Here is a 22,501-nt window from a genome sequence, read left to right as displayed (position 1 = left end):
GGAAACCTTGAGGACCGCCATTCTCAAGGTTTTTTAGTGCAAAAAGATACATTTAGTTTTCGTTAGTCGAGGTTGAGGGCGTCCCTGCCTCATGTTTTAATTGAGCTTCATTCGAAGCCCCGGACTTACGATCGAATGTAATCGGGCCTTTACGGTTCACAAGCCGTTTCAAATCCACGGTCATTTCATTCTTCAATTTATCAATGAGCTGGTCTTCTTGGATGCCTTTGCTTTTAGCAACCTCGGCCAATGACTTCCCTTGTCCCAGTTCTTTCTCTAATTGGACAGGAGTGATGCCCAGCAGCTTGGCTACTTTCTCGTTGAGATGGTGATTCAAGCCGCCAGGCCGTTTGCCGTGTCTATGTCTGTGAACATGCCCATGCCCGTGGTCGTCCTGTGGTTCAGCATTCCATTGGCGGGCTGCCCCTTGGATAGAGTCGTTGGGAGTGAGAGTTTGCAACGAATTACTCGGTTCCGTCCCGGAAGCTCCAGCTGCACCCGCAGTGCCATACATCATCACTCCTCCATACAGAATAGCAGCGGTCAATTTCCATTGTTTTTTCATGTTGCAGACCCTTCTTTCATCCTTTTTAAAATAATATTTTCTTTTCCCGCTATTTTTATTCATATTTTCGCCTGTTAAGTAACCATAAGACGGGAAAAAGAAATTATGAACATTGCTATCACAATTACACCCAACCTTCGATCTACACGCGCTCCTTGGGAACCCTATCCTGTAGAGTGAGCAAGAATGAATAACTATACTTTCTACAATATAACTTGAAATTTTTCAAGTTATATATTAAGGAAAATATGATAAAATCAAATTGTAAACGTTTACAATTTGATTTTTGGAAAGACATGTTGCATCAAGCTACTACAGAATGCACTGCATCATAGTGAGGCTCAGGAGGAAAGTCCAATGAAACAAAAAAATAAGGTTATTTTTATGGACATCCAAACGCACGAGCAAAACCATATCGATCAGCGAGCACTTCAAAAAGTGGGAAGACATGGACAAGATGTATGAAGTTTTACTTACTGTAGAGGGATACCAAAGCAGTCGGAGTGCCAATGTAACTAGTAATACAATTACGATTGGCGGCAATAATGGCACCAGAAACCAAGAGATCGAGCTCGTTGTAACAGCCGATGACGGGACATGGGATGATTATATTGACTATTTGGAGATCGACTAAAATTTCAAATCTAGTAAAGAGTTGAATCGGTTCGGAGTATCGGAACATCCATACTATATTAAAATAGCTAGGAGGTAGATCCATGTTTATAGCTAAAGCAGGAAAATGGACGGCGATTATGTCAATCACCTTGTCTTTATTCACAGGCTCGCTGGTGATCTCGAGCAACCAGGCGCTTGCGGCTGATTGCTCGAGCGGTTATGTAGCGTTAACCTTCGACGATGGTCCCAATCCCTCTAACACCAAAGCGCTGCTTAGTGCTTTGAAGCAAAACGGTTTACGGGCGACGCTCTTTAATCTTGGACAAAACGTGCAGAATAATCCTTCGCTTGTACGTGACCAGCAAGCAGCAGGCATGTGGATCGGTAACCATTCATGGTCACATCCGCATATGACACAACTGAACACATCGCAGATGTCATCGGAAATTACACGCACGCAGCAAACGATACAGTCCATTACTGGCACGGTACCAAAGTTATTCCGTCCTCCGTATGGCGAGACCAACGCAACCCTCAAATCCATTGAGACCCAAAACGGTCTTACCGAAGTATTGTGGAACGTTGACTCCCAAGACTGGAACGGCGCCTCCACCGCACAGATCGTAGCTGCTGCGGGCAAACTTAAAAACGGCGATGTGATCCTGATGCATGATCAGTACCAGACTACACTCCAAGCTATTCCACAAATTGCACAGAACCTCAAAAACCGTAACCTTTGCTCTGGTATGATCTCACCAAGCAATGGCCAGGCGGTAGCGCCTGATGGCGGAAACGGCGAAACGCCGCCAAACAAAGGCACAAAAGTGGAAGCAGAGAATATGACCAAAGGCGGTCAGTACACTTCAAATATCAGCTCGCCGTTCAACGGAGTGGCTTTATACTCCAACAATGATTCAGTGAAATTCACACAGAATTTTACCAGTGGCACCCATAGTTTTTCACTCCGTGGTGCTTCAAATAATTCCAACATGGCCAAAGTTGACTTGAAAATTGGTGGACAAACGAAGGGTACCTTCTATTTCGGCGGGAGCAGTCCTGCGGTCTATACTTTAAACAATGTCAGCCATGGAACCGGAAATCAAGAGATTGAGCTTGTTGTAACAGCCGATGATGGGACATGGGATGCTTATATTGACTATTTAGAGATCATCTAATTTTAAAAAAACAAAATCCCGGCGGGATCTTCCCAGCCGGGATTTTTGTCGATATCCTTTTTACAACATTCTCAATGTAAAAATAACAAAATCTTGAAAATTGCAATCTGTTGTATAATGGCGGTTAACAACTAGAAATCGCTATAAAAATATTCATAAGAGATGCAGGTGATAGCGATGGAATGGTATTTTGCATACAAAGACGAATTGGAAAAAGTATTTCGTCAAGCGGAGGAACGGACGTCCACGTTTCCAGCTCCCTTTCAGCAAGAGGGTTTGGACTATCTGGCGCGTTTTAATCCGTTGAGGGAAGACAGCACGCGTAATTACATATGCTATTTGCTTCCATTTTGGCTGCAAGAACTCACTGGACTCCCCCCCGAAACATGCCGCAAGCTGTCACTTGGCAACGTGTTCGTCATGGCTCACTATTTAATTCAAGATGATGTGATGGACACAGCAGCAGACAACCGTAAAACGCAACTCGCGTTAAGCCAGCTATTCTATACCGAGTGTCTAAGCGTATATCGGGACCTTTTTCCGGCAACCTCTCCTTTTTGGTCATATGCCCGAACGTATATTGATGAATGGGCCGTTAGTGTGATATCCGAAGGAACAGAGGACTATTTTCAAGGGGAAAGAAATAAGGTCGCGCTGAAAGCAAGCCCATTAAAAATGGCCGGAACGGGTGCTTTACTGCTTGCAGGCCGTGCCGATCTGATCCAGATCATTACAGATATGACGGACTTGGCGCTACTCGTGCTTCAAATGTCGGATGATTGGGCGGATTGGTCAGAAGATTTGGTCGAACATAGCTATAACTGTCTTTTGTCCCATATCAGTGCCGAGCAGAAGACGGCTTACTGTGAAGGATTGGGACCCAAACAGATTCAGGAAGCGATTTATGTACGCGGTGCGCTCGCCAACTATGTGAACATTGCCGATCAAGCAGTCCAACAGTTAGAGACCCTGGAGCCTTCTATCCACGGCCTACGTAGCTTTGCACATTCTATCGCAGCGGAGCTGGGCGAAGTGGCGGCGGAAATTGAAGGCGGACGCTCGCATTTGAGAAGAGGCGGACTTGATTACTGGATCTCCAAAAATATGAAATAATGCTAGATTTTTCTGAGTCTTTCGTGGTATACTGACTAGGTAAATATAACCAATTGAATGAGAGGGTGATTTTTGATGGCTACTGAAGTTCTTCAAACACAAGTCATTCAAAAAGCTTGGGAGGATGCCAGTTTCAGAGAGAAACTGATGACAGATCCCAAATCTGCAATTCGTGATGTGTTAGGAGTCGTGATCCCCGATCATATCCAAATCAAAACGTTAGAGGAAACGCCTGATCAGTTTTTTCTGGTAATTCCTCCAGACCCCTCCGGTGTACTCGCTGCATCCCAGAAACCTCGCTCGATGTGGTAAATTGGTTGTTAATGCTTATTTAATCTATATTCCTTAATCTCATGTGGGTGGGCTCAGCAAGCTTCCCTCCGTTTTCTCCGAATGCAAAAAAGCCGGATATTATCCGGCTACGGGGAAGCGGATGGTCGCTTCCGTTCCCACCCCTTTTGCACTTGTAAAAGTTATTTTTCCATTCATCGTTTCAATAATCCGAAAAGTCACCATCATCCCCAAACCCGTGCCTTTTGTCTTATTCGAGAAATAAGGCTCACCTAGTCTGGATAAAGTCTGAGCATCCATCCCTTCACCATTATCCCGAATATGAATGACAGCTTCTCCGTTGTCCACATAAGCCCATATATGAATATGACCCTGGTCTCGCAGCGCTTCAATGCTGTTTTTGATAATATTGATGAACGCCTGCTTGAACTTGGAGGAATTCCCGCGTACTTTGATTTCCTGGGGAATATCCAGTGAAATTTTTCCACCTTGCAAATTAGCCATTGGACTGATGATTCCTTCAATATGTTTGAATTCGTCCAATATGGTCAACGTTTTGGTTTGGTCAAACTCTGGCTTGGCAAAAGTCAAAAAATCAGTAATAATCGCGGACGCTCGATCCAGCTCCTCCAGAGCGATATGTAGATAGTCTTTGTTTTTACCATCCTCCTGCTTGCTCATCAACTGAAGAAATCCACGTGTAACCTGAAGGGGATTACGTACCTCATGAGCTACAGATGCAGCCAGATCGCTAATAATCTCCATTTTCTCCGAACGTTGAAGCTCATTATTGAACATCTCCAGTTCTCTGGAATACCGAACCACCTGCTTGTGCTTTTCTGCCAGTCTTCTGCCCAAAATCGCGATCAACGCCAGTACAAAACCGAACACGCCCCATTTCCACAAAAACATATTGTAGTGTCCGTCTAGAATGAAGAACCAGCTCAGTTCCCCGATAGAGATGACTGCAAAAAATGCAAAGCCTGTCGATAAAATGATCGCTTCGTGATCACCCTTAAGTGCCATGCGAACCGAAGCAAATACCAGCAGTATCATTAAGGCGACGAGTAATATACCCAGGATGACTACACTAAAAAAATAATATATATCGTTCAACCGCTCCTGTGCTCCTAAATTAACAATCATCATGGTAAAGCAGAACAAAGAGTAGGCGGTTAACACCTTTCTGAATTTGCGAATCAGTATAATCGAATTGATATTTTGCTCAAAAAAGTAGGCTAATGAAGGTAGCAGAATAAATAGTGCCACATCAAAAAGTTGTAAGTACAGCTTGCCATAGCCGCGATAGAATGTATACAAGAATGGTGAATACGTTACGATCATCAGACCAATAGACAATACAATCGCACTTAGGGACAGCCACATGGCCATACTCGGACGGAACAGAAAAAACGAGCAGATCAGTAATACCAGGGCGATAAAGATAAACGTACTGCCCAGTACAATATCTAAAACATCCATTCTGACCAAGGTTCCCAATAAATCACGATAATCACCGGTCATCACATTGCCGATAATGCCCAGTCTATTCTTACTGCTTTCCGTCCATATGTATAATGTTTTACCGCTGTCTTCCGGCTTCAGCGGAATCAGAATACGATTATTCTCATAATTGTACCCACGGTAGGATTCGTAAAAATTGGTCCCATCTTTATACAGCGTAATATGCCTGCCATAAATATTTTCAAAAAGTACCGCTGGCGTTTCATCATTTAACGAAGGTAACTTAATACGAATCCAGGCGGAGCCTATATTACCGGGCTGCCTAAGCAGTTGTGTATCATCTTCAATATGCATCCAGATCTTGCTGCGATCCTTTACCTCATCTAAAGAGCCATCCTCGTCTACCGCTCCCCATCTCATATCCCAGGAGGGTATTTTATAATCCCTTTCCGGGGTCATTTTGGCCGCATAGGCGGAGTGGCCCAGCGACAACAGCAACACAATGACCGCTAGCAGGGTGGCGACAGCTTTGGGCACATGCCTCATGTTAAGCACCTCAAAGTTACATAGTAGGATTTACAAGTTTGTATACGTTTTAACATTTTTTACGTCCTGAAATTATATTATTCTATACGATGATGTGCATACCTTCTTCATAAGAAGGGTATCATGTTCTTTTTACTCATTTTTTGTAAAATCTTCATATTGATTAATGATCATTTCCTGTTCGCGCCGCTCTTTCTGCTCTCTAAGCCCCAACCATGGTTCACAATCTTCATCTTCATAGATCGTCCAAATATCGGAAAATAAATAATCGCGTATTTCTACTATTTTTCCCGCTTGTCCGCCATCTGTCCAGTATAAGCCTTCCGGGCGCCGAATGAGGGTGCGGGAAAATCCCGGGGTAGATGCCTTTTGACCTACTCGGATACGACTAATCATCGGACCAAACATGTACCATTCCAATTCATATCCCTCCCTATCTTCTTTATCATATCACAGCAGTTACCAAAAAAACGCTAATTGAGAATGGGCATATCCCTATTCGCATGATTTTAACTTCCTACAGACACACTAACTCAAGGTTTAGCCGTTCTTCTGTTTGGGTAAGGTCGGAATAAGCAACAAAAAGTAAAGGAGCTGAGCAACATGGTCAATCGTGATGATCGAACTACTGAGCTACATGACAATGATTTTGAGCCTTCTCTGCAAAATGCAGAAACCAACTGGGAGAATCTTACGGAAGGGCCGGATACTCCTCTGGAGGACGTCCCAGATGCCGATGAACTGACACCGAACAGTCCTGTCGATCCTTCTGCTCCTGCTGAATTCCTGCATGGTACCGATTTGCTGAACGGTACGGATGGAGACGAAGAAGAGCAACTGGACAGCGACGATATGCTGGATTAACCACTTCATTTTATCGGGTGAAAGAAAACGGTTACCCATTCTGCTGTGCGGGTAATGAAGTGTATAACAGAAAGGAGTTGACTGATCTCCTATGTATAAAGATCCGATGTCTCAGGCCGATATGGAGTATAAGCGCTACAAAACCTTGAATCCTGTGGAAGCAGACGAACGTAGGACCGCGGACAAGACAACTACAGATGATATTTCGGCCGAAGATAACCCACGAGGAGTCGCATCTGCGAAGCCCGAACCCAGGGATCAAGGAAAATGAAAGGGTCAATTAGAGAATGCAAAAAGGGTGCAACCTAAGCCACGCAGATGATACATGGCTTGAGTGCACCCTTTTTGTACTTCATATGTTTACAATGGCAGCAATGCTACTGTCGATTTAGCTTCCAATCCATCTACCATTTCGTTCCAGACAGCAGGCTTGTTCGGCAATACTGTATAGTACCGACGTATGAAAGCTGCCACCAATTTGGCGCTCACTTCTTCCACGCTATCATCCTCAGGCATAAAGCCTAAATTCAGCCCTTCTACTGCTACACCATCGTTATTCCAGGACGGATGTACGTAGTCCAGATCCAAACGCTTATAGCCCAGATGAGATAGCACCTCACGTCGCACGTACGGGTCCATTGGCTTGACACCACCAAAGGGATGCTCGTTGCCACGGTAAGGGTCATAGATTTCAGCAAACATCCCCTGTAACTGCTGTCCGCTGGCCTGAGCAAGCGCGTGCAAGTCATTCTGGCGTCGTGTCCAAAGAAAACGTCCAATGCCCAGTCCCGGTTGTCCGATGATCGTAAAATCTGTCATAGCTACATTAAAGTCCTCATAATAACGATACTCTGTTGCACCAACTACCTTATCATCCTGTACCGCAACAAAGACACGAATACCCGGGTCTTCCAGCGGTTCCTTCCACAGACTGTACTCCAGCACTTCCTCTGGTGGAAATACTTCCTGCATTAGCTGATGCATGCTCGCAAACAAGGGGTCTTCAATATGAGTAATGCGATGATATTCCATAGGATAGGACACGCTCCTCTACAATTAGTGATGGGTATGAAACGGATTTCGCCATTCCATGAGGGCAGCATAATTACGCGATTGTTCATCATCCAAATAATTCGGCAGGATACAAACAGGCACCCGTCCGCAACGAAGCAGAAAAGTTAATACCGGGTCCTTCAGCTCACCAGACACTACGGCATCCACATACGCTTCTGCGCTCAATTGGTCGGCATGATGCTGATAACTAGGCATACGCCCCGCGCCCAGCAAACGATCCAGTCTCCGTTCAATCACAAGATGATATAAGGAAAAAATCAGCCATTTGCCCAGACCCAATCTGCGGTAAGCAGGACGTACCGCCAAATCAATCACATACAGCGCCTTGCCGTCCTCACAGTGCGTACGAATATAACCGTCATCTGCTACTTCCTCCCATGTATGCTGGGGATGTTCGGGGTTATAATGCATCAGTAGGCTGGTTACCGAACCCGCCAGTTCCCCCTCAATTTCCACACACAGCGCTCCATCTGCAAAATGCTCTGTCTGGCTGGCAATCTGCTCCCGGCTCCATAACAGCTCCTGCGGATAAGGTGGGGGGAAGCTCTCCTGCTGAATACGCAGCAATCCCTCATAATCGGCTGTAGAATAATTACGAATCACCGCCCGTAGCGGCCGATCGCCGTCAAAGATGAACCATTCTTTGCGATACATGGCTTATTTCCTTTCATTAGCTCCAGTCTGTGTATAAATCTGTTCTACGGTCACGCCAGGTTGTAACCGAGCCCCGCTCGCGCACATCGTACAACAGCTGCAAATCGAGATCTGCTGTCACAATCATATCGTTGTTCAGTTCACCCTCCACCATAATGCCGCGTGGCGGAAAAGGAATGTCATTGGGTGTAATGACTGCGGCTTGTCCATAATTGGCACGCATAAAATCAACCGTAGGCAAAGCGCCGACAGTTCCCGTTAAAACGACATACACCTGATTTTCAACCGCTCTGGCGTGGCTTGTATATCGTACCCGGTAAAATCCGTGACGATCGTCCGTACAGGAAGGACAGAAAATAATATCTGCTCCCTTGGCCTTCGCCATGCGAACGATTTCGGGAAATTCAATATCATAGCAGGTCAGCATCGCTATGGTGCCCTTGGACGTCTCAAACACATTCAGCCCCTCACCGGGAGCCATATTCCATTCATGCACCTCTGTCGGTGTAATGTGAATTTTGTCCTGAGTGGCCACACGCCCGTCCGGGTAAAACAAATGTGCCGTATTATATAAACGTTCGTTTCTCCTAACTACATGAGTGCCACCGATAATATGCATCCCGGTTCGACGTGCGAACGAAGTGAATAATTCAAGGTACCGGTCCGTAAAATCCGGCAGGTAGTTGATCGTCAGAGCTTTGCCTTCACTATCACCAATCGACATAAGCTGGGTCGTAAAAAACTCAGGAAACAGAACAAATTCCGCGCCAAATTCCTCCGCTGTTTTGATATAATGTTCCGATTGCAGGGCAAATTGCTCGAATGAGTCAATCGTATGCAGATGATATTGAACCGCCGATACTCTGATTTTGCTCATAATTCCTCCTCGGACATCACGTCTTTTAGATTGCAAGGGGGTCCCGTTGCTGTTCACATTATAACCGATTCAAAACGGTGCGAAAACTGAACCTGATAATCAGGGCTTGCCTTCTGCACCTACTTTGTTTAAAATAAGGTCAAATCTTTTGAATACCATGAACAAAGACAGTGACGGAGACAAGTAAACGTCTAACGGATTCCCACAGAAAGGTACGAATTGCTGAGAGCGTACCGCAATCCCGCGTTGAAATTCACTCCCGAGTCGAGCCTTGAACCGACAGAAGGATTCATTCCTTTGTCCGCAGTAGAGGTTTCCGGAAGCCCCCGTTACGGGCATCAAGCTCAGAAGTTACTGCCGTCGACTGAACGACGTTGACGATTCGTATGTATACTTCTGTAATTAGGGTGGTACCACGGCATTCGTCCCTTGCGACGAGTGCCTTTTTGTGTTATTTTCTGCAAGAAAAGTCCATGGGCTGACAGAAAAAACAAATTTAAATTTGGGAAGGGTGTACTGTATGTCTACAAATGAAAATTCTTTGGAGCTGCTGCGTGAACAGCTCGATGCTACAAATTTGCAATTGCTGGAGTTGCTGTCCCAACGCGCTGAACTGGCGGGACAACTTGGAAAATTGAAGGAAGCTCAAGGGGTACCTGACTTTGATCCGGTACGTGAGCAACAAATGCTGGACAAGCTGATCGCGGCTAACCGTGGGCCTTTTGACGATGCTACGATTCGCCAGCTGTTCAAAAATATTTTCAAGGCTTCTTTGAACTATCAAAAAGAAGAACACAAAAAACATCTGATCGTCAGCCGCAAAAATCAACCGGATAGCACAGTTATCAAGGTTAAAGATACGCTGGTGGGCGGCAAAGCCTCCATTATGGTCGCAGGTCCCTGCTCGGTCGAAAGCTACCAGCAAACTCGCGAAGTAGGTGCGGCTCTCAAGGAAGCCGGTGTGCCGATTCTGCGTGGTGGTGCGTTCAAACCACGTACGTCCCCGTATGATTTCCAAGGGCTGGGCGTGGAAGGACTGCAAATTCTCAAACGTGTAGGCGACGAGTTCGGGCTGGCTACAATCAGTGAAATCGTCGATCCAAGACATTTGGAGGAAGCGATCCAATACATCGACATTATTCAAATTGGTGCGCGCAACATGCACAACTTTGAATTGCTCAAAGCTGCGGGTGAAACCAGAACTCCGGTTCTGCTCAAACGCGGACTGGCTGCCACAATGGAAGAGTTCCTTCATGCTGCTGAATACATCGTTTCCCGTGGTAACACGCAAGTCATGCTGATTGAACGCGGTATCCGTACGTACGAAAAATGGACGCGTAACACGCTGGATATTTCCGCTGTTCCGATTTTGAAAAAGGAAAGCCATCTGCCTGTATTGGTGGACGTGACTCACTCCACAGGACGTAAGGACATCCTGGCTCCTTGCGCCAAAGCTGCCTTGGCTGCTGGAGCCGACGGTATCATGGTGGAAGTCCATCCAAACCCAGCAGTCGCTTTGTCCGATGCTCAGCAACAGCTGAACATTCCTGAGTTCCACAACTTCCTGTCTGAAGTCAAAGAATCCGGTTTATTCAAAGCGTAAAACTAATTTTATGCCGGGATTCATAAACCGCTTTCATTTTCTCGGACAATGATGTAAAATTGAATCAGGATTGTGACTGATCATGCAGGCAAAACCTAAATGTATGTATGCTCGACTTTTGTTGAGGCATATATATGTTTAGGTTTTTTTTATGCCTAATTCTTGAATAAAAAGAATACCTACATGGTTATAATCCTAAAAAAAACATCATAGGAACGTTCAGAGAGGGGAACAGAAATGAGAGAAAGAAAAGGGTTAAGCATTTTTTTATTAGCCATGATTTGTATTTTGATCATCAGTGGCTGTAGTAGTAAGGCTCCCGCCGTTGTGAAGGATGAAAGCGCTGCTCCAACAGAAAAACAAACGGAAAATAAAGTAGAAAATAAAGCAACCAAGGCCAGAACGGTAATCACTACCGATGGAGAAGTAGATGATATGAACTCTGTCATTCGCTTTCTTCTTTACTCCAATGAAATGGATTTGTCGGGGATTGTACTGACTAGCTCTGTATATCATTATGCAGGTGATGAAAAGGCTGGCATCAAGCCATTTAGATGGACCGGAACACAATGGGTAACGGACATGATTGATGCCTACGGAGAGATTTATCCCAACTTAATCAAACATGCCGAGGGATATCCAAAGCCTGAATATATCAAGAGCGTTACCAAAATAGGTAACATTTCAAATAAAGGTGAAATGGACAAAGAAACGGAAGGCTCCAATTTCCTTAAAACACTTTTCCTGGACGATGACAAAAGAGATTTGTACGTACAAACTTGGGGTGGAACCAATACCACGGCCAGAGCTTTAAAGTCCATTGAAGACGAATATAAAAATACAGATCAATGGGAAACGATTCGAAAAAAAGTAAGTGATAAACTCGTACTGTACATCATTCTGGACCAGGACGATAGCTACAATAATTACATCGCTAAAAATTGGCCTGACATCAGAATTATCAATGATCAATCTAACTTCTGGCATTTCGCTTATGCTTGGAAAATGCACACAGAAGAAGTAAACAGCAAGTTGCACGGGGAATGGAACTTCAAAAATATTAAAGATGGTCATGGCAAGTTGCTCAATATGTATGCCTTGATGGGCGATGGCAATATCATCAAAGGCGAGTTGGATGAAGAACAAAGAGGCAGTGAAGCCTACTTAAAGAAAAATCCACAATACGACAAGTATGACTTTATTTCTGAAGGTGATTCTCCATCCTTCTTCTATTTAATTGATAACGGATTGCGGAGTATGGAAAACCCAACCTATGGTGGCTGGGGAGGTCGTTTCGGTGTCGTTAACGATAAATTATTTAGAAATACCGTGTTAGATTATGATGTGCATACGAAAAAATTCGAAGCAGAGTATTCTCTGATGCGTTGGTTTGATGATATTCAAAATGACTTTGCTGCTCGTGCAGATTGGGCTATTGCATCCGACTACAAAGATGCCAACCACAATCCAACGTTGACCATTAAAGAAGGATTAGACCTAACCGCTAGTCCAGGGGAGAAAATAACCCTGCATGCAGAAGGTTCAGATCCCGACGGTAATCAATTGACCTATAAATGGTGGAGATATTTTGAAGCAGACACGTATGAGGATTCTAAAGTAAAACCAGCACAAGTTAAACCTGAATTGCTGGGGAAAATGCAGCTTGGGCTTCATCGAGAAGTAGCTAAAGGCGAGAAAGTAAACACGATTGACTTGCAAGGTAGTGATACGAATGCAGTTAGTTTCACAGTTCCTGCAGATGCTAAGTCAGGGAATACGCTTCATATCATTGCAGAAGTACAGGACAATGGAAAACATCCTTTAAAGCATTATCAACGTGTGATTGTAACCGTAAAATAATTGAACACAACATCCAATAAAATTAGGCTCATGGAATAACACTCCATGGGCCTGTTTATTTTTGCACATCGGAACTCAGACAATCTCTATACACGTTTAATGCTTTTTTCAGTCAAAGGAACATAATATCCTTTGCCATTCGGACCCATAGCAAATTTATTGCGAAGATGAATTAGATTAGGGCCGAATTTCGCCTCTAATTGTTCACGGAACTCATATAGGATCTCCATGATATAAATATCATGAATAATCACTTCTGTAATCGGCATCACCAGACCCGGATGCAACGTCCATGCAGCGCGGCTGTCATCACCAAGTGAAAGTATGCCAGCTACGACCTCCCGGTCGTCTACGCTAAGTACAATCCACCGACCACCAATTTCAGACGTAATCTCCTCACTCATATCATGGCGGTAAACAGTAGCGAAATCAAAATTAAGCTCCCCATACGCTACAATGATCACTTCAATTCCTTGTTGAGCGACTTGCTCTAAGGCATCTCGGAACACCTCGGCATCCTCTTTCCAAATTTCCAATAAAATTCGGTGTTTTGCTCCCTTTACCCCTTCATTTATGCGATTGATAATGGCTTCATACCCCGAAATATTCCAAATATTCTCTCTATTTTGAAATGATGCTGTGTACTGCTCCAAACTCTCTTGCGCCACATTGAAAATCTGCTCTGCTTTGCGTTTTCTCTGGGCAATCAATTCATGTGGCGGGAGCGGCACATACAGAGGCGTATTTTCTTGACTGACCATGATATCCCCACGGTTGACCATTCCAGACAAAACCTCGTAAATTTTGGATCTCGGTACCCCGGAATTCAATGAAACGGCGTATCCCGAAAGTGGAGAGCTTTCCAATAAGGTCACATAAGCCTTGGCTTCATATTCACTAAAATTCAAATCCCGTAGAATTTCTAATATATTTGGTTTTGGTTTCATGACGTCTTCTCCTCAATTCGTGTTCATCCTTACTATATCACTTCCCCTTGACAAAAACTGATATACACACTATCTTTTTAGTAACGTTTTTATAGTAGTCACTTTAGTAGCTACTATTATCATTTCACAGGAAATTACCTCAGGGAGGATTTAACTTGAACAAAGTCATAGCTCATCACAGCGAAAGCAGCCGGATTTACTACGGTTCTACGATTCTGGCCCTATTGATCTGGAGTACATCGTTTATTGCCACCAAAGCAGCCTACACGACGTTCCCCCCTCTTACCTTGGGTCTATCCAGATTTATTATAGCTTCCGTTGTGCTAGGTATCGTTTTGCTGATTAAAAAAGAACATATCAAAGTAAAGCCAAAAGATTTGGCTACGATTTCGTTTAGTGGTGTTTTGGGAATCACTCTCTATTTTTCAATGGAGAATATAGGGGTTAGCTTGACTACCGCTTCCAACGCAGCATTAATTGTTGCATCATATCCCGCAATTACATCGCTGCTTGAACTTATTTTGTATAAAGTGAAAATATCCAAATATAAAATTTGCGGCATAGCACTAGCCATGATCGGGGTATATTTCTTGACTTCAGTTGGCGAAAGTTCGGCTAATAAGAATCAACTAATCGGAAATTTAATATTGATTGGAACGGGTTTTGCGTGGGCGTTTTACACTTTCATGACGCGCAAGGTAGTGGACAAATATCCGCCTGTGACGTTATCTTTTTATCAAACTGTTGCAGGGAGTATCTTTTTTATACCGTTGGCTCTATTAGAAAAGGATAGTTGGCAGGCTCCGACAACAGGATCGTTTATGTTGTTAGTATATTTGGGCGTATTCTGCTCCGTTATCGCATTTTTGCTTTACAATTACGGATTAATCAAGCTGTCACCGAGCAGTTCCGTTTCTCTGATGAATTTGGTTCCGATATTTGGAGTCTTATTTTCTGTGTTACTTTTGCAAGAAACGATTACATGGCGCCAAATCATTGGTGGTTTGGTCGTCATTATAGGTGTCCTACTGAGTGCTCATCAAACGAACCGTACCTAAAATGATAGATTGCACACTAGTTATAAAAGTTAAGATAAGCATCGTTGTTATAGGTATTAGCGCTACAGTACAAGGGCGAGTGACCTCACCAAAAGTTTCTCGCCCAGTCGGTTGCATTTATGCAGTCGGCTTTTTTTCTTTTATATAAAAAAGGTGGTTATATTGATTGATGAGGTTATCCATAATTACAGACTGTCTGAGCACACTGGCATGATTAAAGCCATGTTTTGCTTGCAAAATATACAGCTTTTGACGAGCTTTCTCAAGCTGTTGACGCAAAATGTCGTCTCTTATCATAATATATCCCTCCTTGTCATATTATCAGTGTAGAGGGTTATGAATAAGTATACTAAAAGTAAAGGTTTGGGATAATTATCTAATAGCACAAAAAAAGACCTGCTCTATGAGCTCTAAGATTGTCCTCTTAGACAATCCTGTGTGATTCGCTTATCCGGCAGAATGAATATCCTGATCCGTTACGTTCTTCCTGGCTGAAACTGGGAACACGTTTTTTCCCTTCGCCCATAGCAACAACGCTGCAAGCAGCAGTATGCCACCGTTTAACACAAAGATCCAGCGGATTGGCATCCAGCTGCCAAGCATACCGCCAATCAACGGCCCCGCCATGGTCGCGAGTTGAGTGGCTGATTGGCTCAAGCTAAAGGCTCGTCCGCGAAACTCCGGCTTGGTGACCTCAACAGTCATTGCGTTGATAGCCGGCATGACGGACGCATAAAACAATCCATATCCAAACCGAAGCGCACCAAAACCAACAAAGTTGGTTACAAAAAATTGTAAGATGTTCCCGATTCCCGAACCGATCAGTCCAATCAGCAGCACGTGTGCAAATCCGGTCCGGCCTCCAATCCGTCCCCATCGGGGAGCCATGAGCACCGCCGCAATACCAACGGCTGAGAATACAATCCCGGAACTTAAAGACGCCCGGCTACGGTCAACTCCCATTTCAAGCACATATACCGTAATTAACGGTTCCAATATCATGACGGAAAAGGTACTTAATCCCGCCAGAATAAGCAAAAAGCACAAAGGCCGATTAGCAATAGCCTCCTTGATATCATCACGAACATGCGAGCGGGTACTGGTTCCCTTGAAGCTGTCCTCTCTAGCGCCAAAAGTCGCGATTAACGCAGATACCAGCACAAGAGCTGCAGAGAAAAAAAAGGCATTCCGATTGCCATAATAATGGCTCACTACACCGCCAATCAGCGGACCTATAATGCTGCCTGTCGCCCCAGCGGTCGCCATAATACCGAGTGCATAGCCGGTTTTCTCCTCAGGCGAGCCCGTTCCGACCAGCGCAATCGCAGCAGGAATAAACCCGGATAGAAGGCCTTGAAACAACCGTACTCCTACGAACACATACGGATCTGTCACAAAAGCACATATCAGGTACAACACCGCCAGGCTAAAGCCTGAACGAATCAACATCGGCTTACGTCCATACTTATCTGCAAGCGAACCCCAAAATGGGGCAATCAGCGCGCTGGCTAAAAAAGTGACTCCAAAGGCAATCCCCGACCACAGTTCCAGATGATCATTTACGCCCATTTCCGTATTCAGAAAAATAGGTAAAAACGGAATAGACACGGAATAGGCCATGCTGCAAAACAATACTCCAATCCACAAAATGACCAGGTTTCGCTTCCAATATAGATGCATGATGCCACACGTCCCTTCTGCTCATTCCATTATTACCCTCTAAATTAGAAAAGTCTACCGCCCAGCTCATCCTTCAATCGTGGAACAACCGTGCAGAAGCTGATATAATCGAATGGAATGGAGATGATGACATGGCTAAGAAGAGAAATTCGTCTTCCCCTGCTCCTGCGGCTCAGGACAAACCTGCTACGTTAAAAGATCTGTTGAGTCAGGATGTGCTGAATAAGCTTAAGGCTCAAGCCAATGAAGCCCAAGCAGAACAGGACAAGCGTAAAGAAGACGAACGGCAGCGTGCCGTCGAAGCAAAAAAAGCTGAACAGAAGAAGCTGGATAACAACTTCGAGCATCTACTGAATAACAGCAATTTGGACTGGCACAAATATAAATAAGCCAAAACCACAACGGTTTTGGCCTATCTTTACGCTTTATGTTATAGCCAGTCACGAATATGTTGTACTGAGTACAGCACCCCTACCCAAACCGGCAGACTGAACGCCATACCCCATATGAGACCTTTCGCCAGCTTTTTGTCTACCTCCATCATGATCCTGCCCCTTTCCTTGGGAATAGCAGCAGTATGGGTCAAGAATACGGCTTTCAAACCCGTATTTCCTTATCCCCAGCAAAAAAGGTATGATAGAAAATGGAAAAGTGTTCTGCGCTGCCCCCAAACTATAATTTAGGATGTTACACCATCCAACCTTTCAGGAGGAATATCAATGAACCGAAAAACGATACGCCCATGGTACACGCTGTGCCTGCTAGCCATCATGCTCGTGCTGGTTGCTGGATGCGGCACAAAAGCGGCCGATGTGGAAGCTGCCAGCCGGACAAGCACTACAACTCCTGCTGCGACTAAAGACAAAAGCAAGGCTGTTTCCCATCCGATTGTCACGATTGTCATGAATGATGGCAAGAAAATTAAGCTTGAGCTGTATCCGGAAGTAGCACCGAACACGGTTAACAACTTCATTTCTTTGGTGCAAAAGGGAGCCTATAACGGTACCATTTTCCACCGTGTCATCCCAGGCTTTATGATTCAGGGTGGTGATCCGCAAGGTAACGGTACAGGTGGCCCCGGCTACAGTATCAAAGGCGAATTCAAGAGCAATGGTGTTAACAATACACTCAAACATACACGTGGCGTATTATCCATGGCCCGCTCAGCGGATCTGGATTCGGCCGGATCGCAATTTTTCATCATGGTTGCCGATGCGGACTACCTCGACGGTCAATATGCCGCTTTCGGTAAAGTAACGTCCGGGTTGGATGTGGTCGATGCTATCGTCAATTCCAAACGAGATAGCAATGACAAACCGATCAAACCGGCTACGATGAAAAAAGTCACTGTGGATACGCTGGGTAAAAAATATCCAGCTCCAGTCAAAGTAAAGTAAGACATCAAATCAGTCTTTCAAAACGGGATAACAGCAACGACCTTGTGCATACGCATGAGGTCGTTTTTGCTTATCCCCTGATGCTTTCTAAGCTGCTGTCTCTGTGATGTAGTAAGAGTATATACACAAAAGGAAGCGTTTTCAATCATTATTTTTAAAGTTTTTTACTGTTAAATGGGTCTGTCAGCGTTCGACAAAAAGCTACTAAATAAGCAGTAAATTCGTCTAATTGGACTTAGTCTCGACTGAACGAATACCTTCCATCTCTTGCAGCAGTGACAGCAGTTCCTCCACTCCCTCTGACCGGGACAGCTTTACAAGCATATGAATAACCAACTGCTCACCGTTATTGATGCGCTCGGCGTGAAAGCTGTGAATCGTCAGCTTCTTGTGCTCCAGCAGTTCTTTGATCCGATTCAGTACGCCCGGCTCATTGTCGACCTGAACAACTACTTGTCGCGTAGACGGGGTAGCCATCTGATAAAAACGACTATGGAGCAAGGACTGAGCCGCTAAAATAAACAGCGTTACACCTGCACCAAGCCCATACATCCCTGCACCTACGGCAATACCGATTCCGGCGGTAGTCCAGATGCCTGCGGCAGTGGTCAGTCCTTTAATTCTATTTTTTTGTGTAAAAATCATCCCTGCGCCGATAAAGCCGACTCCACTTATAACCTGTGCTGCTATTCTGGAAGGGTCCAGCGACAGGTTCGACCAGACGGTTTGATCCTGAAAACCATATTTGGATACCACCATCATGAGCGCTGCGCCAATACCGACAATGAAATGGGTGCGAATGCCCGCTTCTTTCATGCGACTTTTGCGCTCATAGCCAATTAAGGCGCCGCATAGTCCGGCAAACATGACCCGAATCAGGTAATCCCAATCCCACATACTTTTTTCACTCCACTATCGTTTATGTTTTGAAAAGATGCTGCTCCTCAAAAATATACAATTCTAAAATGCTATGGCAAATGAGCCGTTTATACAGCTGTTATTTTGTTATTACCCAAATTTTAAGGAACCCTCACTTCATCCTCTGGCAGATTGCGATGTAGCTTCCTCCCCTTGAGCAACCACAGCTCCGGTGTATCCTGTACACCATCAAGGCGCAAGCTGAACGCCTCTGCTGGTAAATTGTGTATACGCAGCAATAGACGGTTTCCGTCTGCTACGGCATCCACAAGCTCCAGCAACGTTAGTGAATCGTTTCTTAGGTGGCGGCTCACCTCGCGTGTTGTACCTGCTCTGTCCTCCCGGCTCCAAATACGCAGCTCATCTACAGACGGTGTGGCAATCCGCTTGCTGAAAGAAATAACTACCTCATCTTCGGCTGAACGTTCCGCCTTAAGCGGTTTGGGCGGCTCATCGTACATGTAACCACCCAAATGGTATTCATAGGCGGTCCAGGCGTCGTAGCCGCCCTCAAGGGCGGTAGCCCCAAACCGCTGCGTCCACTCGCGGTCACGTACCATACGCGCGAGGGAGCCAATATCCGCCTGCACCCCGAGGGGCAGGCCCGGATAAGCGGCCCGTATCGACTGCGCGATGCGAGCATAGCCCCGGGTATACTGTGGCGGTAGACGGCGGCGCATCCAGTCCGGCCAATGGGTCTGGAGTACGTGCATATCCGGGGCGACGCACCCGATCATAGCTACCGCGTCCAGACCCTGCCATTCCCGCAGCTGGCCTGGGACATCGCCGCGTCCGCTCACAGCAAGCGACCATGTCGCCACGCAGATGTCCGGCCGGACATCACGTACACCGCCCGCGCCGTTCACCAGCTCGCTGATCAGGCCGTTCACGGCGTCCACACGCAGATCAACCCACTGCGCGTACAGCTTCGGAACCTTCCGGTAATAATTCCGCGCATGCTTGTCGCGGAAATCCGGAATGTCCTCACCGCTACGCTCGCGAAAGGCACGCTGTGCATGCGGCCCAACATCCCCGTACACTCCACTGCGCAGCCCGTTCCATTCGGGGAAATAAGGCTCCGCCACCTCGAACCCGTCGAACGGAATATCGGTGACGAGCCGGGCAGCGGCTTTCTTTTTCCATTCCACATACTCCTGAGCAAAATGCGAAAGCCGCTGAAATCCGTCGTTCGGTTCGCGCAGCAGCTCCATGCGCCATTCTCTCCACTCCGGCGGCAGCTGGGACACGCCAAAAGAACCGTTGCCTAGCACCATTGCCCACACCGCTATGCCTCTGCGTTGAAAAGCAGCAACAAGCGCTCCATCCACTTCATTTTCACGCACGACAAAATAATGAACGGTCTGGTAGCCCGCAAGGGCGATCTCATCTGCTATACTGTCCCGCGAACGGTTGGCGTAATAGGGAAACAACGGATCGATTTGAATACTGGGGCCGCTCAGTGCCCACGGTTTCATTTTTCCGGTCAGTGCTATAGCGTCTGTCGATTCGGGTCGGTCATTTGCGTTATAGCTCAATTCGATCCACCTCCGTCACTCGGTCTTCTCCATACTTGTTCCTGCTATATGTTTTTGCTATAAGTTCCTGCTGGTTCGCCTATGTTACCATATTTCGCAAATGGGATGAAATCCAGTGTGACTGTTTCACCATCAACGTACAGAGGTATGGAATAACGAGTCAGGTTTAGTTTATGAACGGAATGGGAGGAATAGTCAATGGCAGAGCAGAGATTGCAAGGGAAGATAGCAGTGGTCAGTGGTGGAGGTTCAGGGATCGGCAAGGCAACCGCGATCCGTTTTGCAGAACAAGGCGCCAAGGTGGTCATGCTGGATCGGACACCCAAGCATGCAGAGGAGACCAAAGCAATCATTGAGCAGGCTGGCGGCGAGGCGCTTGTGCTGGAATGTGATATTTCCAAGCCGGACATGATTCAGCAGGGGTTCGCTAAAGTCGTGGAAACGTACGGAAAGCTGGACATAGTATTCGCCAATGCAGGCATTAACGGCACGATGGCCCCTATCGAGACACTGGAACTGGAGGAATGGGACCGCACGATGAACATTAATCTTCGCGGCACCTTTGCTACCGTTAAATATGCCGTCCCTTACCTGAAAGAACGCGGCGGCAGCATTATCATTACCAGCTCCATCAACGGTAATCGAACCTTTTCAGGTATTGGATTCTCAGCCTACGCCTCCACCAAGGCAGCTCAGGTTGCTTTTATGAAAATGGCAGCACTGGAGCTGGCACGTTACAAAATCCGGGTCAACGCGATATGCCCGGGAGCCATCGACACGGAAATTGACGATAACACGTACCCTTCGGAAGACTTGAAGAAGGTACAAATTCCAGTCGAATTTCCGAAGGGCGGAGAGCATCCGCTAGAGGATGCCCCTGGTGAGCCAGAGCAGGTTGCCAATCTGGTCCTGTTTCTCGCCTCAGACGAGTCATCTCATGTATCGGGTACGGAAATTTATGTAGACGGAGCAGAATCACTACTGCGTTAAGTATTAGAATGGGGAACGTTATACCCATACTACTGTTTTGGCATTCTTAGCAGCCTTATCCCTAGTCATATACTTGTGGAATAGGCTGCTTTTGTATGGCTTTACAACGGCTTTATATCGACCTGTCAGCACCATGCAGAGCTCCTTTGCGAAAGCGGACATACAGCCTGCCTCCTGGAAGCACCTCGAACAACAGCATCAGAAGCGAAAAGAACAGCAGTGCAATGGCTTCTTCTGCCAGAATGTACAGAGGATATGGCCCCAAAACATCCAATATCGACGGTGTCGACGGCTTTCCAGCTAGAAACATGTAGTTAGCACCGAGAGCATCGTCTACGATCCACACCATCAGCGCCAAGCCATTCAGAAAAAGCATAACTCCTCCCACACTCTTCCATGTCGGTTTGAGTCCTTCTATCCAGCTCATATACAAGGCTGCCAAAATAATAGCACTATGAGCTACGAAAAAATGGATAAAACGATAATGCGGAAATGCATATGCCAAATTAGGCGTAAGTACGGCTTGGAGCGCCCCTCCAATTCCGGCAAAAAGGATGATCGGATATAACCAGCGGCTTCGAAAAATAAGCATCAGGATAGACAGCAGCAGTGTCACACTGCACAGTTCTAATGGCAATGAGGTCTGGACATCCCAAATATGCTGCATCACATACCAAATATTCAGAGTCACCTCTGACAGAATGAGGACTGTAATTAACAACCAGCGAATTCCCTCGCTTACAGGCTTGTTCGATCGAATCCATCCCCGAGTCAGCCACAGCATCAAAGCGCATACAATGAGTCCCAATATAGCCAACCCATGTGACGGAGTAAAAGCCTCGAACCCTTCTGGCGCATTGGCATCAAACCAAGGCCCTGACCACGACCTATCCATAGCTAGCCCCCTTTGATCTCTTTCTCTCTTCGTTGCATTCTATTTTATACCCAATAGCCGATTATGTTCTAGCCGTGTTTCTTGCTTGTTCAATACCTTACCTTTATGATAAAAGATATTATATTCAAAGGAGAACCCTCATGGCCATTAATCGCCGATTAATTACAGATCAGGATTTCAATGAGGCACTGGAACGTCATCTTCGTGTCCGAGTATTTCAGGATGACCAATTGATTGGCTCTGGCGGAATCATAATCCGTTTCGACGATCAAACCATTGTCGTGCAATCCAGCGTCAGTGATCTGGCTTACCACCCCAGAAAACAATGTGAGTTTTTTGAAATTAAAAAATAGCCACTACACACCGGGGAACCATTTTGC

25 protein-coding genes and 1 other annotated feature are annotated in these 22,501 nt (G+C 45.8%); of the genes, 13 read left to right on the top strand and 12 right to left on the bottom strand.

Features of this window, described 5'->3' with window-relative positions:
- Positions 1-52: 52 nt before the first annotated feature.
- Complete coding sequence (locus tag NLX82_RS07205) at positions 53-565, bottom strand: hypothetical protein (protein ID WP_025723192.1); 513 nt, start codon at positions 563-565, stop codon at positions 53-55.
- 448 nt (positions 566-1,013) lie between these two features.
- Here NLX82_RS07205 and NLX82_RS07200 point away from each other — a divergent pair, with 448 nt between their 5' ends.
- The 4 genes from NLX82_RS07200 to NLX82_RS07185 all read left to right on the top strand — a co-directional run bounded on the left by NLX82_RS07200 (position 1,014) and on the right by NLX82_RS07185 (position 3,780).
- Positions 1,014-1,199: a hypothetical protein gene (locus NLX82_RS07200; protein WP_483312058.1), complete on the top strand. Its 186-nt coding sequence runs from the start codon at positions 1,014-1,016 to the stop codon at positions 1,197-1,199.
- A gap of 82 nt (positions 1,200-1,281) precedes the next feature.
- Positions 1,282-2,355 carry a polysaccharide deacetylase family protein gene (locus tag NLX82_RS07195; protein ID WP_071559093.1) on the top strand — a complete coding sequence of 358 codons (1,074 nt, stop codon included), beginning with the start codon at positions 1,282-1,284 and terminating at the stop codon, positions 2,353-2,355.
- 177 nt (positions 2,356-2,532) lie between these two features.
- Positions 2,533-3,468, top strand: coding sequence for a hypothetical protein (locus NLX82_RS07190; protein ID WP_254347674.1), 936 nt, complete (start codon positions 2,533-2,535; stop codon positions 3,466-3,468).
- A gap of 75 nt (positions 3,469-3,543) precedes the next feature.
- The gene (locus NLX82_RS07185; protein ID WP_013309068.1) at positions 3,544-3,780 is read left to right on the top strand and encodes an NHLP leader peptide family RiPP precursor; all 237 of its coding nucleotides are present in this window, start codon (positions 3,544-3,546) and stop codon (positions 3,778-3,780) included.
- Positions 3,781-3,879: 99 nt separating this feature from the next.
- On the opposite strand, the gene NLX82_RS07180 is transcribed toward NLX82_RS07185, so the two are convergent.
- Both NLX82_RS07180 and NLX82_RS07175 read right to left on the bottom strand, forming a co-directional pair.
- Positions 3,880-5,769 (bottom strand): sensor histidine kinase, encoded by a 1,890-nt coding sequence (locus NLX82_RS07180; protein WP_023987329.1) that lies wholly within the window; start codon positions 5,767-5,769, stop codon positions 3,880-3,882.
- 132 nt (positions 5,770-5,901) lie between these two features.
- Positions 5,902-6,189: a hypothetical protein gene (locus NLX82_RS07175; RefSeq protein WP_023987328.1), complete on the bottom strand. Its 288-nt coding sequence runs from the start codon at positions 6,187-6,189 to the stop codon at positions 5,902-5,904.
- Positions 6,190-6,372: 183 nt separating this feature from the next.
- On the opposite strand from NLX82_RS07175, the gene NLX82_RS07170 reads away from it, so the two are divergent.
- Both NLX82_RS07170 and NLX82_RS07165 read left to right on the top strand, forming a co-directional pair.
- Positions 6,373-6,633, top strand: a complete 261-nt coding sequence (locus NLX82_RS07170) for a hypothetical protein (protein ID WP_069079713.1) — start codon at positions 6,373-6,375, stop codon at positions 6,631-6,633.
- 91 nt (positions 6,634-6,724) lie between these two features.
- A complete protein-coding gene (locus NLX82_RS07165; protein ID WP_028543186.1) occupies positions 6,725-6,904 on the top strand; it encodes a hypothetical protein in 180 nt (59 codons plus the stop codon).
- A gap of 89 nt (positions 6,905-6,993) precedes the next feature.
- Here the strand turns inward: NLX82_RS07165 and NLX82_RS07160 are convergent, their stop codons facing one another.
- Genes NLX82_RS07160 through NLX82_RS07150 form a run of 3 tightly spaced genes read right to left on the bottom strand, consistent with a single transcriptional unit; the run spans position 6,994 to position 9,238 of the window.
- Positions 6,994-7,665: a hypothetical protein gene (locus tag NLX82_RS07160; protein ID WP_028543187.1), complete on the bottom strand. Its 672-nt coding sequence runs from the start codon at positions 7,663-7,665 to the stop codon at positions 6,994-6,996.
- A 24-nt stretch (positions 7,666-7,689) separates the two neighbouring features.
- Positions 7,690-8,361, bottom strand: a complete 672-nt coding sequence (locus NLX82_RS07155) for a GNAT family N-acetyltransferase (RefSeq protein WP_023987324.1) — start codon at positions 8,359-8,361, stop codon at positions 7,690-7,692.
- Positions 8,362-8,377: 16 nt separating this feature from the next.
- Entirely contained in the window at positions 8,378-9,238 is an 861-nt protein-coding gene (locus tag NLX82_RS07150) for a carbon-nitrogen hydrolase family protein (protein ID WP_028543188.1), read from the bottom strand.
- A gap of 161 nt (positions 9,239-9,399) precedes the next feature.
- Positions 9,400-9,671: a binding site (T-box leader), on the top strand.
- A gap of 87 nt (positions 9,672-9,758) precedes the next feature.
- Here NLX82_RS07150 and NLX82_RS07145 point away from each other — a divergent pair.
- On the top strand, positions 9,759-10,841 hold the full coding sequence (locus tag NLX82_RS07145; protein WP_013309063.1) for a bifunctional 3-deoxy-7-phosphoheptulonate synthase/chorismate mutase: 1,083 nt from the start codon (positions 9,759-9,761) through the stop codon (positions 10,839-10,841).
- 237 nt (positions 10,842-11,078) lie between these two features.
- Positions 11,079-12,701, top strand: coding sequence for a DUF1593 domain-containing protein (locus NLX82_RS07140; RefSeq protein WP_075153843.1), 1,623 nt, complete (start codon positions 11,079-11,081; stop codon positions 12,699-12,701).
- Positions 12,702-12,787: 86 nt separating this feature from the next.
- Here the strand turns inward: NLX82_RS07140 and NLX82_RS07135 are convergent, their stop codons facing one another.
- Positions 12,788-13,648 (bottom strand): TrmB family transcriptional regulator, encoded by an 861-nt coding sequence (locus NLX82_RS07135; protein ID WP_023987321.1) that lies wholly within the window; start codon positions 13,646-13,648, stop codon positions 12,788-12,790.
- A 155-nt stretch (positions 13,649-13,803) separates the two neighbouring features.
- Between NLX82_RS07135 and NLX82_RS07130 the strand changes: the two genes are divergently transcribed.
- The gene (locus tag NLX82_RS07130) at positions 13,804-14,706 is read left to right on the top strand and encodes a DMT family transporter (protein ID WP_028543190.1); all 903 of its coding nucleotides are present in this window, start codon (positions 13,804-13,806) and stop codon (positions 14,704-14,706) included.
- A 117-nt stretch (positions 14,707-14,823) separates the two neighbouring features.
- Here the strand turns inward: NLX82_RS07130 and NLX82_RS07125 are convergent, their stop codons facing one another.
- Entirely contained in the window at positions 14,824-15,003 is a 180-nt protein-coding gene (locus NLX82_RS07125; protein ID WP_025723205.1) for an aspartyl-phosphate phosphatase Spo0E family protein, read from the bottom strand.
- Between the two features lie 150 nt (positions 15,004-15,153).
- Positions 15,154-16,386, bottom strand: a complete 1,233-nt coding sequence (locus NLX82_RS07120) for an MFS transporter (protein ID WP_023987318.1) — start codon at positions 16,384-16,386, stop codon at positions 15,154-15,156.
- Positions 16,387-16,517: 131 nt separating this feature from the next.
- Between NLX82_RS07120 and NLX82_RS07115 the strand changes: the two genes are divergently transcribed.
- A complete protein-coding gene (locus NLX82_RS07115) occupies positions 16,518-16,775 on the top strand; it encodes a YqkE family protein (protein ID WP_023987317.1) in 258 nt (85 codons plus the stop codon).
- Positions 16,776-17,105: 330 nt separating this feature from the next.
- Positions 17,106-17,783 carry a peptidylprolyl isomerase gene (locus NLX82_RS07110; protein ID WP_023987315.1) on the top strand — a complete coding sequence of 226 codons (678 nt, stop codon included), beginning with the start codon at positions 17,106-17,108 and terminating at the stop codon, positions 17,781-17,783.
- 225 nt (positions 17,784-18,008) lie between these two features.
- Here NLX82_RS07110 and NLX82_RS07105 read toward each other — a convergent pair whose 3' ends face one another.
- The gene (locus NLX82_RS07105; RefSeq protein WP_023987314.1) at positions 18,009-18,680 is read right to left on the bottom strand and encodes an MgtC/SapB family protein; all 672 of its coding nucleotides are present in this window, start codon (positions 18,678-18,680) and stop codon (positions 18,009-18,011) included.
- A gap of 122 nt (positions 18,681-18,802) precedes the next feature.
- Complete coding sequence (locus NLX82_RS07100; RefSeq protein WP_048481526.1) at positions 18,803-20,176, bottom strand: hypothetical protein; 1,374 nt, start codon at positions 20,174-20,176, stop codon at positions 18,803-18,805.
- A 258-nt stretch (positions 20,177-20,434) separates the two neighbouring features.
- On the opposite strand from NLX82_RS07100, the gene NLX82_RS07095 reads away from it, so the two are divergent.
- The gene (locus NLX82_RS07095; RefSeq protein ID WP_023987312.1) at positions 20,435-21,226 is read left to right on the top strand and encodes an SDR family oxidoreductase; all 792 of its coding nucleotides are present in this window, start codon (positions 20,435-20,437) and stop codon (positions 21,224-21,226) included.
- 112 nt (positions 21,227-21,338) lie between these two features.
- Here NLX82_RS07095 and NLX82_RS07090 read toward each other — a convergent pair whose 3' ends face one another.
- Positions 21,339-22,121 (bottom strand): YwaF family protein, encoded by a 783-nt coding sequence (locus NLX82_RS07090; protein WP_053324780.1) that lies wholly within the window; start codon positions 22,119-22,121, stop codon positions 21,339-21,341.
- Positions 22,122-22,261: 140 nt separating this feature from the next.
- Here NLX82_RS07090 and NLX82_RS07085 point away from each other — a divergent pair, with 140 nt between their 5' ends.
- The gene (locus tag NLX82_RS07085) at positions 22,262-22,474 is read left to right on the top strand and encodes a hypothetical protein (protein WP_013309048.1); all 213 of its coding nucleotides are present in this window, start codon (positions 22,262-22,264) and stop codon (positions 22,472-22,474) included.
- The last annotated feature ends 27 nt before the right edge of the window (positions 22,475-22,501 follow it).

The organism is Paenibacillus sp. A3M_27_13 (genome assembly GCF_024213315.1).
Taxonomy (GTDB): Bacteria; Bacillota; Bacilli; order Paenibacillales; family Paenibacillaceae; genus Paenibacillus; species Paenibacillus polymyxa_B.
This window is presented reverse-complemented; position numbering and strand designations above follow the sequence as displayed.